At 36.9% G+C, this 15,768-nt stretch carries 15 protein-coding genes; all 15 read right to left on the bottom strand.

Translation table 11 applies throughout. The features are described from left to right. Nucleotides 1–18 precede the first annotated feature (18 nt). A complete protein-coding gene (locus OOZ15_RS10270; RefSeq protein ID WP_265956314.1) occupies nucleotides 19–4,401 on the bottom strand; it encodes a baseplate J/gp47 family protein in 4,383 nt (1,460 codons plus the stop codon). Between the two features lie 11 nt (nucleotides 4,402–4,412). Continuing rightward, on the bottom strand, nucleotides 4,413–4,835 hold the full coding sequence (locus OOZ15_RS10265; protein WP_265956313.1) for a GPW/gp25 family protein: 423 nt from the start codon (nucleotides 4,833–4,835) through the stop codon (nucleotides 4,413–4,415). A gap of 11 nt (nucleotides 4,836–4,846) precedes the next feature. Beyond that, nucleotides 4,847–5,137 (bottom strand): PAAR domain-containing protein, encoded by a 291-nt coding sequence (locus tag OOZ15_RS10260; RefSeq protein WP_265956312.1) that lies wholly within the window; start codon nucleotides 5,135–5,137, stop codon nucleotides 4,847–4,849. 12 nt (nucleotides 5,138–5,149) lie between these two features. Beyond that, nucleotides 5,150–6,922: a type VI secretion system tip protein VgrG gene (vgrG, locus tag OOZ15_RS10255; protein WP_265956311.1), complete on the bottom strand. Its 1,773-nt coding sequence runs from the start codon at nucleotides 6,920–6,922 to the stop codon at nucleotides 5,150–5,152. Between the two features lie 22 nt (nucleotides 6,923–6,944). Further along, on the bottom strand, nucleotides 6,945–7,652 hold the full coding sequence (locus OOZ15_RS10250; RefSeq protein WP_265956310.1) for a CIS tube protein: 708 nt from the start codon (nucleotides 7,650–7,652) through the stop codon (nucleotides 6,945–6,947). Continuing rightward, nucleotides 7,652–7,810 carry a DUF5908 family protein gene (locus OOZ15_RS10245; RefSeq protein ID WP_265956309.1) on the bottom strand — a complete coding sequence of 53 codons (159 nt, stop codon included), beginning with the start codon at nucleotides 7,808–7,810 and terminating at the stop codon, nucleotides 7,652–7,654. The genes OOZ15_RS10250 and OOZ15_RS10245 overlap by 1 nt, the downstream gene beginning before the upstream one ends. A gap of 12 nt (nucleotides 7,811–7,822) precedes the next feature. Next, on the bottom strand, nucleotides 7,823–8,281 hold the full coding sequence (locus OOZ15_RS10240; RefSeq protein ID WP_265956308.1) for a phage tail protein: 459 nt from the start codon (nucleotides 8,279–8,281) through the stop codon (nucleotides 7,823–7,825). Between the two features lie 2 nt (nucleotides 8,282–8,283). Then, on the bottom strand, nucleotides 8,284–8,751 hold the full coding sequence (locus OOZ15_RS10235) for a phage tail protein (protein ID WP_265956307.1): 468 nt from the start codon (nucleotides 8,749–8,751) through the stop codon (nucleotides 8,284–8,286). Between the two features lie 35 nt (nucleotides 8,752–8,786). Then, nucleotides 8,787–9,722, bottom strand: a complete 936-nt coding sequence (locus OOZ15_RS10230; protein ID WP_265956306.1) for a hypothetical protein — start codon at nucleotides 9,720–9,722, stop codon at nucleotides 8,787–8,789. Nucleotides 9,723–9,752: 30 nt separating this feature from the next. Next, entirely contained in the window at nucleotides 9,753–10,658 is a 906-nt protein-coding gene (locus tag OOZ15_RS10225) for a hypothetical protein (protein ID WP_265956305.1), read from the bottom strand. A gap of 27 nt (nucleotides 10,659–10,685) precedes the next feature. Then, a complete protein-coding gene (locus OOZ15_RS10220; protein WP_265956304.1) occupies nucleotides 10,686–12,089 on the bottom strand; it encodes a phage tail sheath family protein in 1,404 nt (467 codons plus the stop codon). A 23-nt stretch (nucleotides 12,090–12,112) separates the two neighbouring features. Further along, nucleotides 12,113–13,435 carry a hypothetical protein gene (locus OOZ15_RS10215; RefSeq protein ID WP_265956303.1) on the bottom strand — a complete coding sequence of 441 codons (1,323 nt, stop codon included), beginning with the start codon at nucleotides 13,433–13,435 and terminating at the stop codon, nucleotides 12,113–12,115. A gap of 3 nt (nucleotides 13,436–13,438) precedes the next feature. Next, nucleotides 13,439–14,077 carry a Pvc16 family protein gene (locus OOZ15_RS10210; RefSeq protein WP_265956302.1) on the bottom strand — a complete coding sequence of 213 codons (639 nt, stop codon included), beginning with the start codon at nucleotides 14,075–14,077 and terminating at the stop codon, nucleotides 13,439–13,441. A gap of 169 nt (nucleotides 14,078–14,246) precedes the next feature. Then, the gene (locus OOZ15_RS10205) at nucleotides 14,247–14,954 is read right to left on the bottom strand and encodes a response regulator transcription factor (RefSeq protein ID WP_265956301.1); all 708 of its coding nucleotides are present in this window, start codon (nucleotides 14,952–14,954) and stop codon (nucleotides 14,247–14,249) included. A gap of 260 nt (nucleotides 14,955–15,214) precedes the next feature. After that, on the bottom strand, nucleotides 15,215–15,766 hold the full coding sequence (locus tag OOZ15_RS10200; RefSeq protein WP_265956300.1) for a DUF4251 domain-containing protein: 552 nt from the start codon (nucleotides 15,764–15,766) through the stop codon (nucleotides 15,215–15,217). Nucleotides 15,767–15,768 lie beyond the last annotated feature (2 nt).

Here is a 15,768-nt window from a genome sequence, read left to right as displayed (position 1 = left end):
TTGTACTAATTGCTATATTTAATTAATAATTTGAGGCTCACGTATAGGCTCATCATCACATTCTATACATTCTTCTTCAACTATACTTACACAAATATCCCCGCCAGTAAGAACAGATCTTGCCGTTAAGGGTTTGATAATGTCCCCAGTCTGGTCACATTCACCTTTTAACTCCAGGTTTTTTATATAATCTACATATTCCAATTGTTCAACAAACCCTACTATATCTGAGAAGAGCACAACCTGACCAAAGGCTATCTTTTCTGAATCTCCCAAAAACCATGGAGCTAGGAATAAGGTTATATCCTCTTTTAATTTCTTTGAATAGAAGCTATGGGATTTCCCTTTATGAAGAGTTACCGCTATTGTTACATTTACATATTCATATCTTGGGTTCATTATTTTTATCCGGGCAAAAGGAGATGTTTTCTTTCTTAAATGCCTGCTGATTTTCTCCAGTAAGCTTACAGGTACTTTTGGTTCCAATTGATTACCGGATTTAAGCTTTGTTAAATCAGGAATAACGGCTACCACTGTATATCCCGGTGCTATTTCCAGATCCCTTCTATAGCTGTTGGCTGAAAGTCCCATGGTGTGGGAAATACATTTTACTTTGTAAACCTCAGGAAATCCTTCCAATACAATTCTTTCATAATCATGTATTGTTACCCCCCTGCCTTTGTGTTTCAAGTGTTCACTTACACGTACGTAAAAATGACCGGATGCTTCGGGTAACCTACCCCCGAATGAAGGATATAATTGCTCTACTTTTTTAACACTAAAATCACTTTCAACAAGTTTAGCCACACTACCTGCTGCCAAAGCGGTATCCAATCTCGTTTTATCGCTTAATTCGCTAAAACGTGCCGATGTTTTTGCCGCCTGGGTATGAATTCCTATGGTTTCGGCAACCGATTTTACATTTTTCCCTGCCGATACCTTTATCCAGTATAAGTTGTCGGGCATTATAGTATTGCCTGTTTTACTGATTTCAGCCGGCACAGCAATTGTCACAATACCTGAAACTGTAAGTCCATCCGTTTCATCTGAAAGAATATCAAAATCGGGTTCTAAAGTTTGCCAGTTATTGTTTGTGAGATAATGCCATTTGATTTCTGCCCTGTCGCTTTCTGAATCGGCCGTAGCTTCTGCCAATTGGAACAAAACGGACAATTGTCCACCCAGTGTCAAGTTTTCAATACCGATAAACAAGGTGCCTTCATCATCAAAAAACGGGAATAAGGTAGGGTTTTGCTCTATATCTTCGTATTTGGAGGTATTCTCGTAAGGATATAGGTGAATGATATCTATGTCGTTTATGTTGGCGACGGCATTGTAGTCTATAGATAGGTTTTTTATTATTGGTGTGTAAGGTTCTTTGGGAATTCCAGCTACTGCCTCATTATCAAACTTATTTTTTATTGCCGTAATACGATCGCACAAACTCTCCCCTATTTTTTCCAAACCATAAGGAGAAAGATCATCTGGTAAAGTATCAGGAATATCGGATGGTCTAAAAGGAGGGGGCGGTGGACTTTTCTTCACTTCATCTTTTAAATCATCAAGTGTATCGCTCCAACTCTTAATTTCATCTATTCTGTTTTCAGATTCGTCACATAGAGTTTCTGCCTGTTCTAATTTATCTAAAGCCTCTTCTATAGACTTAGGGTCAACCAAATTAGCTAATGCCATCATCTGACGTGTTAAAACATGAGTAAACCTTTCATGTTGAAAACTTATTCCTGCCAAAGTGAGTTTCACAAAGCCTTTACGGGAATTAACAGTTAATGGTTGTAAGGGTTCAATAGGCATTGATTTTGGTGAATAGGAATAACCGTTCCCATCAAAAAAGTCTTCATTTATTTGATGCCCATATGTCGTCTTATCAGATATTGAGATACTTTCGCATGGGTTATTTTCAATCTGAACACTTTCAAATAATGGCATTAATTCTCCGGGATTATAATTTGCAGAATAATTTTTATCATGCTCAGTTACTTCGGAACCATCAGTAGTTGTTGGCTGTGGAGGTTTGTTGTTATTTATACTATCTTTAACCCATTCCCCATTGTACAATATACTGGTCAAAAAACGAAAGCTGAGTTCAGTAATAGCCTTATCTCCATTTTCGAAATTCGGATCTCTGTAAAATCTATAATGTTCATGTAGATCTAGAGGTTTGTCCTTCCACTCTGTATTGATCCAGAATTTTTTCCAATTCTTGCAAAACACCTCCCTGCTACCTATATAAAAATCAGCTCCGCCGTCCACAAACCAATCCTCTCCTACTTTTGGCCTTGGCCCAAAAGGATAGATAGGTTTGTTTACGTCCTGTAAATTTTCATCATTCTGGACAATTAAATTTTTCACCCCACATACGTTAACATCAATTTTTGCATTAACCAGTTTTAATTGCTGTAAAAAATGGTATGGTGAAATATTGGAAAGGTTGTTCTCTTCTCTTCTCTTTTTTAAGCAGCATTTCTCTTCACTATCCTCATCCGTTTCCGTACCTTCATCTTCTTGGGTCAAATCTATTTTAAGATCTTTATTGAGTTCTATCTTAACTACAGGGAAGTTTTCCTTTAAATCAATTTTTTCTTTAAGCACTTCTTCATTAAAAAAAGTTACTGCAGGTTTATCAGCCTCTAAAGTAATATTCAACTCAAATTGAATTTCTCCCGGAGAAGATAATTCAGCAAAAGGTGGATTATTTATTTTAATTTCAGGTGTTCCTTCTATCCACTCTTCTTCACCACTAAACCGTACTTTGAACAATGGCATATCAACTGGTGAAGATGAATGTATACAACGCATGATATTATGTCGATCCTTATCATTGAATATGTAATCACAACTTACAGGATCTCTTGTATCTAAAAACTTCTTCTTATCATCAAACGTATAAGGGTTTTGTTTGGCTAATATTTGGGTTACATATGTTTTGGCTGTTATAGACAATTCATCAATACAGCCATCCGTAAGGGTATAAACTGTTTTTGCGTTAGTTATTAATTTACTAATCTCACTAGCCCCGGAACCCATATTACAGTTAAGAAATATTTTAATAGTCCGTTCTCCCTCCTGCAAAAACAAAACTGGAGAGGCCAATACAAAACCTAATCGTGCCTGTGGATGTTGATCGGGGATATTATTCCCTTCCTGAATGAACTTACTGTATTTTGCTCCCAGTGTAGCCCAGTTGGGAGATTGTTCTTTTTGAAATTTTTTACCCTTCCCATCTGTTGAATTCGCTACAGGAGCCATGTAAACACCCTCTATATATCCATTATCACCATCTCTAATCGGGTTTAAAGAAAGCGTTCTCAGGTCTTTTATCCGGGCTTTATCCAAAATAATCTCATGATCCAATCCAAAACGGATATCCTGTTTATTTATATCTTTTCCGTCTTTTAGAAGTAAATCTTTTGGCAGTGGATATTCATCTAAATGCTTTGCTACCTCAAAAACAATATGAGCTTTATCGGGCACAGCCTCTTTGGGTATCATTTTTAATACCTTTTCATAGAAGAAATCCAGATGTTTTTTTCCCAGTTCGTTAAGATTGCCTTGAAAATATTTGAAAATCTCTAAAAAAGTAAATAATAAGGCTAAATGAGGTTGGTGTTTTTTTTGTAAAGATTCTTCCAATGGATACAGACTTTCTTCAATAAAATCAGGGGTAGTTTCCGTTATTTGGTTAAAGCCGCTCAACATTTGATAAAAAATGGTATTCAATATGGCTTCCGCTTTTAAAAAGGCACCTTTTTTCCCTTTCTTTTCCTGCTGTATACATATTTCTATTGCATAGATATCCTCTACTTTTAATTGCCATGGCAAATTCAAAAAAGCATTAAAATTCCTTTTTCTGACGCATAAAAATGTAGCGCTGGCATTATAAAGGCCTATAAATGATTTTAAAGGTTCTGCAAACGATGATTTAATAATAGATAGAAGTGAAGTAGAAAAACTGTTCTGATTCTTTTCAACAACATTAAACAATGTCGAAACCGGTAGTATGATTTTATTGTAAATGAATTCTAAAAGTGATTCCAGGGTTTGCTTGGAAGGATTGTTCTTTAGCTCTTTACTTAAAAGTAAAAATTGTGTTTCGAGTTCATTAGTATCTGTTTTACTTAAAACAGCGAGTTTAAAAGGCAAGCTGTTATTAAAAAATGCTACCCAATTACTTATTTCCTGAAATTCCCCTTCCGACCCATCTTTTTTATGGTCATAAAAATTTATCTGTTTGGCATACTCACTTATCAGGTATAACCTGTCGGCTAAGGTTTTTCCATCAATAGCCACCGAATCGGGTAAAAGTGCCTGTTTGACACGGTTTTTCTGACTCAACCCGGAACGGTTTTTTAACGGATGTGATATGTTGGAGGCTTTCTTCATTTGCTATCTGTTTATATCTTCTGATCGGCTTCCCTTAAATAAAAATCATATACATAATTGTATCGGGTATTACTCCCTTCTATCCGATAATCAACATTGATCTTTAATAGTCCTTCATACAGTTCTACCGAATCAGCTTCGGTTACCTCAACATTCTCCAACCTTATCCGTGGCTCATAATAAAGAATGGCTCTTTCTACCAAATCTTTGATAAACCCGATAAAAGAATTATCCATACTCTCAAACTGGTAATCTTTTAAGTTGCAGCCATATTCCGGTTGCATAACCCGTTCTCCCAAGCTTGTGGAAAGCAATATTTCCATACTTTGTTCAATATCTTTTTCTGCACTAACCATCTTTATTGTTTCACTTTCTTTATCGAAAGTGGGAGGAAATGACCACCCTGTGCCTAAATATGCCTTGTTTGATTCCATAATCTCAATTTTTATCCACCAATCATTACTGTTGGATATCCCTGTACAATAACACCACCATGTGCTGTAATATCCCCAATTCTCACCGCCGGTTTTCCACCGATAAAAACTGTTCCTGAGCCTTTAACTATAGTATCGGGAGGCCCTACACAAACACATATATCGCCAACAACTGCTGCCGGTTGCCCACCTATGAGCACTGTTGGTACTGAAGGACCAGTAATTGGTCCGCCAACATGTGGAACAGTCCCGCTAACCATCGGACATGTATGCATATCTGCTATTCTTGCTGCTGGTGGCATCGTTTTCTTTTTTTAATTAATATTCACTAATGACCCTTTAATTTCCGTAATCCCGTCTGAAGAAAGTTTGGCTGTAGCTCCTTTAACTTCCATACTCGATTGGGCAGAAATTGCCATTTGCGCTGCACTTAACGTTAAAGCCATCCCGGCACTTATATCAACTTTTCCCTGTGCATCAATCTTAATGTCTCCCGGACTACTCATTTCTATTCCTGAAGCATTTAATGTGGTTGAATTATCATTTTGATCCTTGATAGTGATAGCGCTACCGTCTTCATCCAGTTTAATACTATTTCCAGCAGGGGTATCTATGGTGATTGTTTTAGTATCATCGTTAAAATGAACCCTCATCCCCGAACGGGTTACAAATGCTTTTTCATGATTTACATCCTCTGCATCCATAGGGGCGGGTTTTGCACTACTATTCAGCATTCCCATGACAACGGCATCACGCGGATCGTCATTTAAGAATCCAACGATAACCTCATCGTCTATTTCAGGCAGGAAAAAAGATCCTCTGTTATTTCCCGCATCCAAAGTGGCTATCCTTGCCCAAATTCCCCTTGCTGAATTATCAATCACAGGTAACCGCACCAAAATCCTGTTTTCTCCTTCAGGATCATCCTGTAACTGTACTACCTTTCCTATTTGCAATCCGTTAATAGCTGGGAGCAATCCTGCTGCTGATACATCTGTAATGTCTTTATGTTCCCGAGCAAAGCATTCCGGACTTAATCCAAATTGTGCTTGGGTATACCAAGAACCATTGACAATATCCTGTCTTATAGCCGACACAAATGCCTTTCCGGTAAACCGTGCCCCTAATCCTTGTAAATCGATTAGTTGTCCGGGTTTTATTTCCCCAAATCCTGTAAACTTTGCCCGACCTTGTATTTTTGACAACCTGCTCTTTTGCATGATGGCATTGGTCCACTCCTGAAGTTCTTCCCCAATGGCTTGTCCGGTATGCCTTAACTCGTACTTTTGAGGTGAAATTGAGTTTGATAATTCTTGTCCGGCTACATTTCCAGGTTCATTTATGGGAACATTGTCTGTAATATGTTCGAACATATCCTGATTGGCATAATCCCATGATTTTGCTTCAACTGTGGTCCATTGATTACGTCCATCCATTTCAGCTTCAAAATCAATCAGCGTTGATCCAAATAAAACAGCAATAGCAGGATCTGTATTGGTTTCAGGAGATTTTATATTGATCTTTCCATCGTCTACTGTCACTAATTTTCCATTAGCTTCTGCCCGCATAAGAATAAAGTCCCAGTCGGTGCAATGATGTTGTACCATTTCGGGGTGGTTTAAGTTTGTTACATCCACTTCATGGCTTAAACCCGAATATCTACCAATGACCTCTTCCATAATTTCACTGTCTTTGGCGTTTTCATAATAATGGTTATGTCGACCAAGGGTCATTTTAACGGATTCATCCCTGCAATCTATAATCAGCTCCGTTTCCCCGCTCTCCTTGGCGCGGATCCCGTGTTTAACTATGATGCCTTTAAAAAGCTGGTTGTTTTCACTATCCCGGCCTGCTTTTATATGAACAGATTTTCCCGGCAAAAAACCTTCCTCTTCGCTGATAGTGAATGATTCTTCGGAAGAATCGCCATCTTTAAACACTATTTTTGCAGAAGGGATTCTATTTACTTCTTTAATAATGGAAATAGAAAGCACCTGATACCCAGGATCTACCAATTGGCCATCAATGAGTATATCAAAAGTTGCAACATTGTGCGTAGCTTCTACAGGAATTTCTCTCTCTTTCATATATATTTTAATTTGTTTGAATTTATGTTGTAGCTGTTTTATCCAATGGTGGAAAAATAAATTCTTTACCGGGTTGTATTTGCCTGAAGCTTGTCAGGTCATTGGCCTTTGCAACTTGAGTCACATATTTGGGATCATTATATATGTTTGATGTCATTAAATCCAATCTATCTCCAGCCTTGGCCATCCTTACGTGGGTAAGGTCCGGCGATTTTTTATTTTCTCTTGCTACACGCTCTTTTTGTGCGATATAATTCAGAAATGTAGCACTAGCTTTTACTCTAAGAGGATTACCACAGTGATCAAATAGCGTATAATTTAAATCAAGGTTGGAAAGGATACAGGGAAATGTTAAATCTCCCCATTTAACCTTCAAAAAATGAGGCCTGTGTATGTCCCCGTTCATATTATACACCGCATCCATAAAAATGTCTATCTGCTTTTTTACCGAATGATTCCCACTATTATATATATAGCCTTCTATGGTCTCAGTGCCATCGAAAATGAATTCCAGTTTCAATTCCTCGGGCTTGGTTCCTTTATAATCAGGGTTTGTTCCCTGATTTCCCTGTCCTTGTTGTTGATTAAGTTCTACTTTGTAGTTTTTTGTATAGCTCTCTGGATTTACAGGCAATGAAATAGGATTTGGATCTATTTTCGATTTTTTCTGAAAGTCCTCATCGTCATAAGCTTCTATCAATACCTTTATTAATTTTCCCTCCTGTCCCATTATCGCTCAGATTTTTCTTTGATTATCCTCAATACTTGCTCTGCAATCTCATTGATATTAATTTCGGAATTTCCCGATCCTGACGAGCTTGCGGTTGTGGAAGCTCCTTCATTATCAACTTTTGCCTTGATTATAAGTTCCCTGATTTCTATTGGCATGGTATTATGGATTTAATTTACCAATTTGTAGCGGTTATAGTTTAGCTCCAGAGTCTCGATAAGTACCTCTCCCCTTTCAGCATTAAGTTCTCCCACCTTCCAGCTTACAGGCCACACATGGGACAACTCCCACTGCATCAATATATCGTGGTTTTCATTGAGTAATTCCACATCTACTTTAGCAACAGGTTTAATAATCAGATCTTGAAACGCTTGTTGAAACCATTTTGTCAAGCCGGAATCATCAGGTTTAAGAATACCCCTTTTCAAAGTTAAGGGGGTGTATTTTCGCCTTCCCGGAAGGTTGTGTTCAAACCTGTTTTCCCCACCTTCTTTTATGGTTTCTTTATCTATTTGAACATCAAGCCCTGTTACCGATTGAAATTTTACATCTACTTCTTTCTTTTCGGTTGGCAGGTTTAAAAACACTACCCGAAAGTGAAAACCAACTATTTGATAGTCAGACACCATAATTACTTAGCTTCCAAAATGGTTAATCCTTCATGAACAATTTCCATGGTTTCAATAGCCACCTCGTTCGCATCAGCTTTAAGGTCTGTTGACTGTACTTTACTTGGCCATGCATTTTCCAGTATCCATGTTATGATAGGTTCATGGTTTTCATTAAGAAGTTTAATGGTAACAGAACGTCTGTACTTACTTCCTGTATCATTTCCTTCCTGGAAATAATATGTTTTTTGCCATTCTGTAAAGAAATCAAAATCGCCTTCAAAAGTTCCTCTTTTAAGCGTAATGTTACTGTACTTAGTAAGACCGGGTTGTTTAGTCTTATTATATTTTTTATTGCTACCTTCACGATATTCAATAACTTCTGTTTCAAAGTCAAGTCCGCTTACTTCGGTAAAGCCGATCCTGAAATCCTCTCCCCATTCCACCTTAAAATGAAACTTTGGTAATGGATAATCTCCTATTGCTGCCATTTTACTTTATTTTTTAGTTTATACTATTTATCTAATTATTTTCCGCTTTCAGCTGCTTCTGCAGTTTCTATAGCATCTTTTAAGCTGTTTTTCTGCGATAACATACCATCACTTATCTTCTTGCTTTCGATCCACTGTTCTTCCAGCTCAGTAGTTTTTTCTTTAGCTGCCTCAAGAGCCTCCTCAATTTCCTTATAGTAATCGCTTTCATTTATAGGGAATTTTGGCTTAGGCTTCGCTTTTTTATCATTACAAGGATATTGATCAGTATCATCATCTTGTTCTTCCTGCTCTTCTTCCGGATCGCAGTCTTCGTCTTCATCTTCTTCTACGCCATTGAAATCAACCAAAATACCTTCTAACTTGGACATTAGACCATCATCTCCACATATATATGCATGTAAAAGATGGGCGCATTTAAGCGTTTCAAGAAGTTTGGAAAGAATAGCATCCTGCATTTCACAAACGAGCGTTATTTTTTGCTCATAGTCTTCAATGCATTTCATCACTTCTGCTTTGTCTTCCTCATCAATATTGGAAAGGCATTCAATTGCTTCTTTGAAATCTTTGATTTTGTCTTTGAGTCCTTCTTCGCCCTGTTTATAGGTGTAAAGGCAATCAAATATTGTTTTTACTAAACAAGTCAATTGCTCCAGAGCTTCTGTCGTACATTCAGAATTCTCACAAACTATTTTTACCTGTTCGAGGAAAAATTCGAGTTCGGTTACTATTTGATTGGCTTTCTCATCAGTATCTTTAATGATGGTATTCCAATTTTCAAGTTTTTTATACCAAGCCTGAGAGTTTGTATATTCTTCTTTATACTTTGAAGTCTCAGCTGCGGTTTCATTATACTGATTGCAAACATCATCTAATTGCTCCTTCCATTTGTCCAGGCAATCCTGTGGTTCGGGCTGGTCATTTGTTCCATCTTTACAACAGGAACTATCATTTAAGAATTTTGTTGACATAACTTTTACTTTTTTGATTTATTAACTACCTTAGTTTTGATCTGCAGATTGTTTCTTTCTGCGTCTTCGGCGAGAGGTTTTCTCTTCCTTGTCAGGATTGCAATAATCTTTTATTTCCTTACATAGATCTAAACAGTTATCATCACATTCACCTTCACAAACAAATTTTATCACAGCTTCCAATCCTTCTTCATGCGTTAAAAACCCTTTTTTATCACATATAACCTGAGCCAATTCTTCAACTGTTGTATTTAATTGTTCCCTAATAGATGTCACATCATCATCGGTAGATTCTATGTTTGTATTTACACAGTCTTTGAATTTCTTCATGGCCTCCATAAGCAATTTTGCAAAACCTTTAAGGCTTTCTGTATTGGTAAATGTTTGTATACCGGCAATGGTCACCACCGATTCAAAAGCATTTTGCCCCTTTTCATCAAGTTTTTTAGTTTTATCGGTGATTTCCTTTAATGCTTCTTCAATTTCAACAAGCTTAGGTTTGGTATTGACATCACCCGATTTAGGTAAAATCTTATTTTTAATACAATTAGACATTGCACAGGCCGCATTATTTGCCTCTTCCAGTTTTACCCGCATACCATTCAAAAGTGCTGATGATTCTTTAATAAGCTTTTCAATTGCATCATCCTTTTTTATATATTCATCTACACTACTTTGAATAATCTCTGTCTTCTTAAAATTTCCTATGGAAATACAGGTCATTATATCCAGATACACATCAAGAGATTCTTCTGCTTTTTCAAGACAGCATATTTTATAAGCCCGTGCTCTTTCCATAGACTCTTGCCGTGTTTTTCCTGATTTATAGGAACTGTTCGTGTTCTTTTTGTCTGTTTTTATCACTTTGAGGTTGCCACATATCACCGTATCCGGATTATGTGAGCTACCACAGTCTTTTCCGTTCATATTTGCCATGTCTAATGTTTTAGTGTTATTTATATATTATTCTGATAGCATCTTATGGCTAAACCTCAAGATGATAAACTCGGCAGGTCTAACAACAGCCATACCTATTTCAACTATCATGCGCCCTTCCCAAATATCAACTTCGTCCATAGTTTCATTGAGTCCTACTTTTACATAAAAAGCCTGCTCTGGTGTAGTTCCCATTAATGCACCTGCTTTCCACTGTTGTACCAAAAAGTTATCGATCATTGATTTTACCCTCGACCAAGTATTGCGGTCATTGGGTTCAAAAACAAATTGTATTGTTGCTTTTTTAACCGATTCTTCAACCATGTTAAAAAATCTTCTTACGGAGATATAACGCCATTCATTGCTGTTACCGGCCAACGTACGGGCACCCCATACAATTCCCGGTCCTCTACCTACAAACGATCGGATTACATTGACCGACTTCCCTGCAGTGACATCAACATTTAAACTTTCCTGTTGACTATCTGTGATTTTTAATACAGGTTTGATCACCAAATCCATACTAACATTGGCCGGAGCTTTCCAAACCCCTCGTGCGGAATCAACACGTGCATATATTCCAACAATTCCCGGTGATTGAGGCATTTCCATAGGAAAATTCCTCAGTTTATTTTGTACAGCGAAATAAGTGGCATTGTTGGCCGACTTTAATTCTTCTAAAGTCCCATCAAAACCTCCTGTTACCGTTACGTTAGCGTCACCATCACCTTCCCCTCCATAATAATAATCGATCGTTGTTTCTACATTGGGAAAATAGGCAGCTCCATACTTCAATGTATTTTCTTCAGATCCGATACCTGAAGATCTCATGGTTTCCACATTGGCAAGTAAATTGGGTGCATCAGAATCGTTCCAAATATCCATCACTGCAAAACGATCTTTCAGCTTATTACACATATCCATCGTTGCTTTGAACAATCCATAAAAATTATTCTGATCGTTGATTCCCTGTGCATCAGGATATACATAAAGTGTGATTTCATCTATTCGTTCTGTTTCTTCAAGTCCTCCTTGTAATAAACTGGAATCTACCAATCCTCCACTTGTTTCATAATCCCCTATGGAGACCACATAGCAGGGACCTCCACCATTGGCAAAAAACATCTGCATGGCGTAATACATGAGGTATTTAGATCGATCCTCTACAGATACGCTCACTAAACCAGGAGCATCTACAGTTCCAGGGATGTTTACTGTAAGACCTGTTTCAATGGCGGCTAGACCAAAAAAACGTTCGTAGTCAAACAAAGAAGTAATTCTCTTAGGTTCATTCGTCAAGTCTATACCTCGTTCATCCACAGCTTTTTCGGTGTAACCAATAAAAGCGGGAATTGCAGTCTCTACTTGTGCGATGGATGGTGGGAGTTTAGGAATTTCTTCTATGTAAACCCCGGGTGTTTTGTAATTCATAATTTCATTTTTTAGGTGTTATTTTAATTGCTCAACAGCCTGTTCGACTGGTTAATATAGATCTCTGAATATATCTTGTCTTGTTCTACTTTTACCGAAGGCATCCTAGGATGGGGTAACATTAATGAAGTCCCATTCTGAAAGGGTATCAAGGTTTCGGTAAGGCTCCTGGGCTTTATCGAAATCAATTTTTCCGGCTGGTGTTGTAAATAGGCTGAAGTCGCCGCTATTTCAGCTGGGGAGAAATCGCCCTCCCTGTTATATCTCCAATAGGTCTTTCTGTTTTTAAACCTGACCTCAAAAACAGGATGTGAAATTTTTTGATCGGATGCATCAATCTTGGTTTTTAGAAAACCGGAAGCGTCTAAAAGGCTAAATGGTGAGTTTAATTCATCAAAACGAATATCTATTACACCTAAACTATCTTTTTGATAAAGATCATCATTCAAATAGACAGTGTAAATTACTTCCGCTCCTCCATTTACCTTTACTTTAAGGTTATAGATCCCATCTGCAATATCATCTGATTCATCATCATTTTCATCGACCTTGGTAAAATTAAGCAGTATACTCGTTATGGGATCTGTGAAGGTTTCTGTTATTTTTTTTATTTCTGTGCTTGCCAGGTCTTCTAAGGTTATTTCAAATTCTGTTACATTAGCTTCCTTTTTAAAAGAATAGATAAAGTTATGTGGCAATAAAATCCTATCGGCCTCTGTCACAAACCTTCTATCGTCAATATCTTCCCAATGTGCCGGATTAGCCTCGTCGGTATGTTGTATAGCTTCCCTTATCGTTCCTCCAAAATCCACAAGGGCGCCCATTTCATATTTTTTTCCGTTTTGATGAGGCATAACTTTGTCAGAAATTGGTAATGATGTATAAGCAGGAACTACGGTTTCATTAAACACTTCTTTATCTTTATTGGTGAAATAATAAATGGCAGGAAATTCGGGAGTGAAACTTACATTTGTAATACTTTTGAAAAACGAAAGTCTTGGTTTGACACAAAAACTAAGGCTTATCGATTCGTCCAGACCAAAAACCGGCTTGTATAGGGTTTCCCCCGCTTGGTTTTCCACATTCACCTCAACTCCCACAATAAAGCCCAGAGGAGTTTTATGCAATCTCAGTTTATATTCGTTTAACTTTAATGTTGTATTCCCAACGGGCTTTATAAAAAACATATCCCTTATGTCATACATCCCAAAGATGAGTTTGGTTCTTAAGATTTCGTTTTTCTCCTCTTCATTCTTATCGAAAAAAGACATACCATCTTCCGAGGTAAGAAAATAATCCTGTAGTAATTGGATCTCGAATAATCTTTTAAACACCTTGGTTCCCATACTTTAGCATTCGTTATTGATAATTTGTTCGGTCGTTTTAATTTCTTCAATCACCGGAGCTTCTATTTTAGTATCTTCCTGTATCTTAACCAATCGTACTTTATACATGGCAAAGGGTACTTGTTTTCCTCCCAAAGAGCCCCATAAATGGTTGATTTGCTCGAAGGTTAGCGTATAGAGTTCAACATTGAGTTTTATATCGCTTTTGATCTCCTGAAGGATGCTATTATCGCCCGATATGGTAGTAAAAGGAGAATTTTTTACGGTGAAGTGCTTTTTAGCCTGAAAAAACTGAATAATCAATGACAACCTATGCAAAGCAAATTCATAGGCATCCTGCAAGTCTTGCCCCATAGTAGCTGAGATAAGAATATATAAGTTCAGGAAAACAGGAGGTTCCTTATATTGAATGCCGTTAAGCGTTTTAATGGAATGTCCCTTGTTCTTTAAGGTACTTTCTTCTTCTGTGTTTACAAGGGTTATTACAATTTTGTTATCAAGATCGCCTTGGTTTTCACCTTCCATCAATGCGATATTATGAAGAATAATATCATCTTCTTGGATAGAATCTGTTGGCCTTTTATTCTGGAAAACATAATGACTCAACTCATCTCTCAATAATTTTAAAGCTAGACCTATCATTAGTGCACAAATAGTTTTTAAATTCTGGTAAAAAAGATGCCATCAATTCTTTTCAGACTAAATCTTAACTCTTAATGAAAATTTGGGGAAGTGTAAATAATGGCCCTAAGGTTTAAAAAAAAAGTAATGAAATCAATCCCCATTTTTGGGGATTTTACATCGAACGCAATTACAATCTGATAATCTCTGAAGCCATTTTTACCAACTGTGCAGTATTCAAAACTTTAAACTTTTCAATAAGGTGTTTTCTATGGGAAACTGCAGTGTGATAGCTGATGCACAATTTGTCGGCTATTTGCTTTGACGACAACCCGTTTGAGATGAGTTTTAATACCTCACATTCGCGAGATGAAACATTCAGTTCTTGTAGAAAAAACGAATGATTCTTATAGTTTTTGCCTTTTAAACATCTGTTTATACTTTCGTTTTCGGTAAAATCATAGATATAGTTAAAGGTCAGTGTTTTATTACACACCGAATATTTCTCCATAACATGTTTTAGATAATACCACTTCCCCGACAGCGATCTCAGGTGATATCTTAAATATATCGTTGCACTGTCTGAATTTAAGGTATAGAGGAATTCAGTTATCCGCTTTTTAACACAGGATTTTTCCCTTGAATCAATCTTATCAATCCAAAAGTCCCATCCACCATCAATAAGCTTTGATGGAGTATATCCTAAAACAGTTTCAAAAGAGCCACTACAACAGATAAAAGTCCTCTTTTTTACATCGAAAAGACTAACCATTAAATTTTTGGAACATTCACATATATTCTTCAGCCTATCCTTAAGTTGAGGCCATGAAGTTTCACGGTCATAACTTTTGTCAAAAGAAATTTCTTTCTCATATGATATGTCATAAGGGGCTTTCAAAAGGTCAGCTTTATGATTTTTCCCTATAAAGTTATGGTAATAGTTATTATATATCATAAGGAAAATTCCCCTAAATGAAGGATGTTTTCACCCTAAAAATTTAATAATGTGAAAATTATACTATTCATTGAGTTTGATTGAAATCAAAAAAAGTTTAAATGAGTTCAGTATTTTTACCGAACAAAATAAAGGTATCTTTCAAGAGGATCGATCAAAATAAAACCTAAGTTATTCATCAACTCAAGTTTAATTAAATCAACCTACTTTTCTTCAAGTGCAGAGAGCTTCCCTTCATATCTGATGGAGTTCCTATCGGTGCTATTTATTACAAGATTCGTTTTTCTATTGGGAAAAATTGCCAGCATGACTGCAAAGGATTCAGATTTGTTATGGGCGTTGAACCTCACTCGGTATAATTCTTTATCTTCTAAAAAATTTACCTCCATATCCTCAGCTATCTGATCGAACTGTATGCCCTCACCATCAGGGTTATAACCACCACCCCTTTGTCGCTCCCCAAAATACGGGAGGTAGGCTTTGACCGAATCGCCTTTTATTTCCAGATAATTAGCATTTCCGATTAAATTGACCTGCTGCATATTATTCTGCGGACCTAAAATACCACTTATACTCATCATAGCTGTAGTCATCATAGGACTGGCCCAATCGTTCACCACCTTAAATTGCTTTTGTTGAACAAGTGAATCCAAGGCTCTTATATCCTGAGCATTTGCAAGGGTATTTTTTGTCCCACTACAACTCCAGCATACAACAATCAAAATCAAACACGAAAAATAAGGTAAATACTTCATGA

It is taken from the genome of Galbibacter kalidii (genome assembly GCF_026241135.1).
In the GTDB taxonomy this organism is placed as follows: domain Bacteria; phylum Bacteroidota; class Bacteroidia; order Flavobacteriales; family Flavobacteriaceae; genus Galbibacter.
Note: the sequence above shows the minus strand (reverse complement) of the source record. Positions and strands in the feature narration are given on the sequence as shown.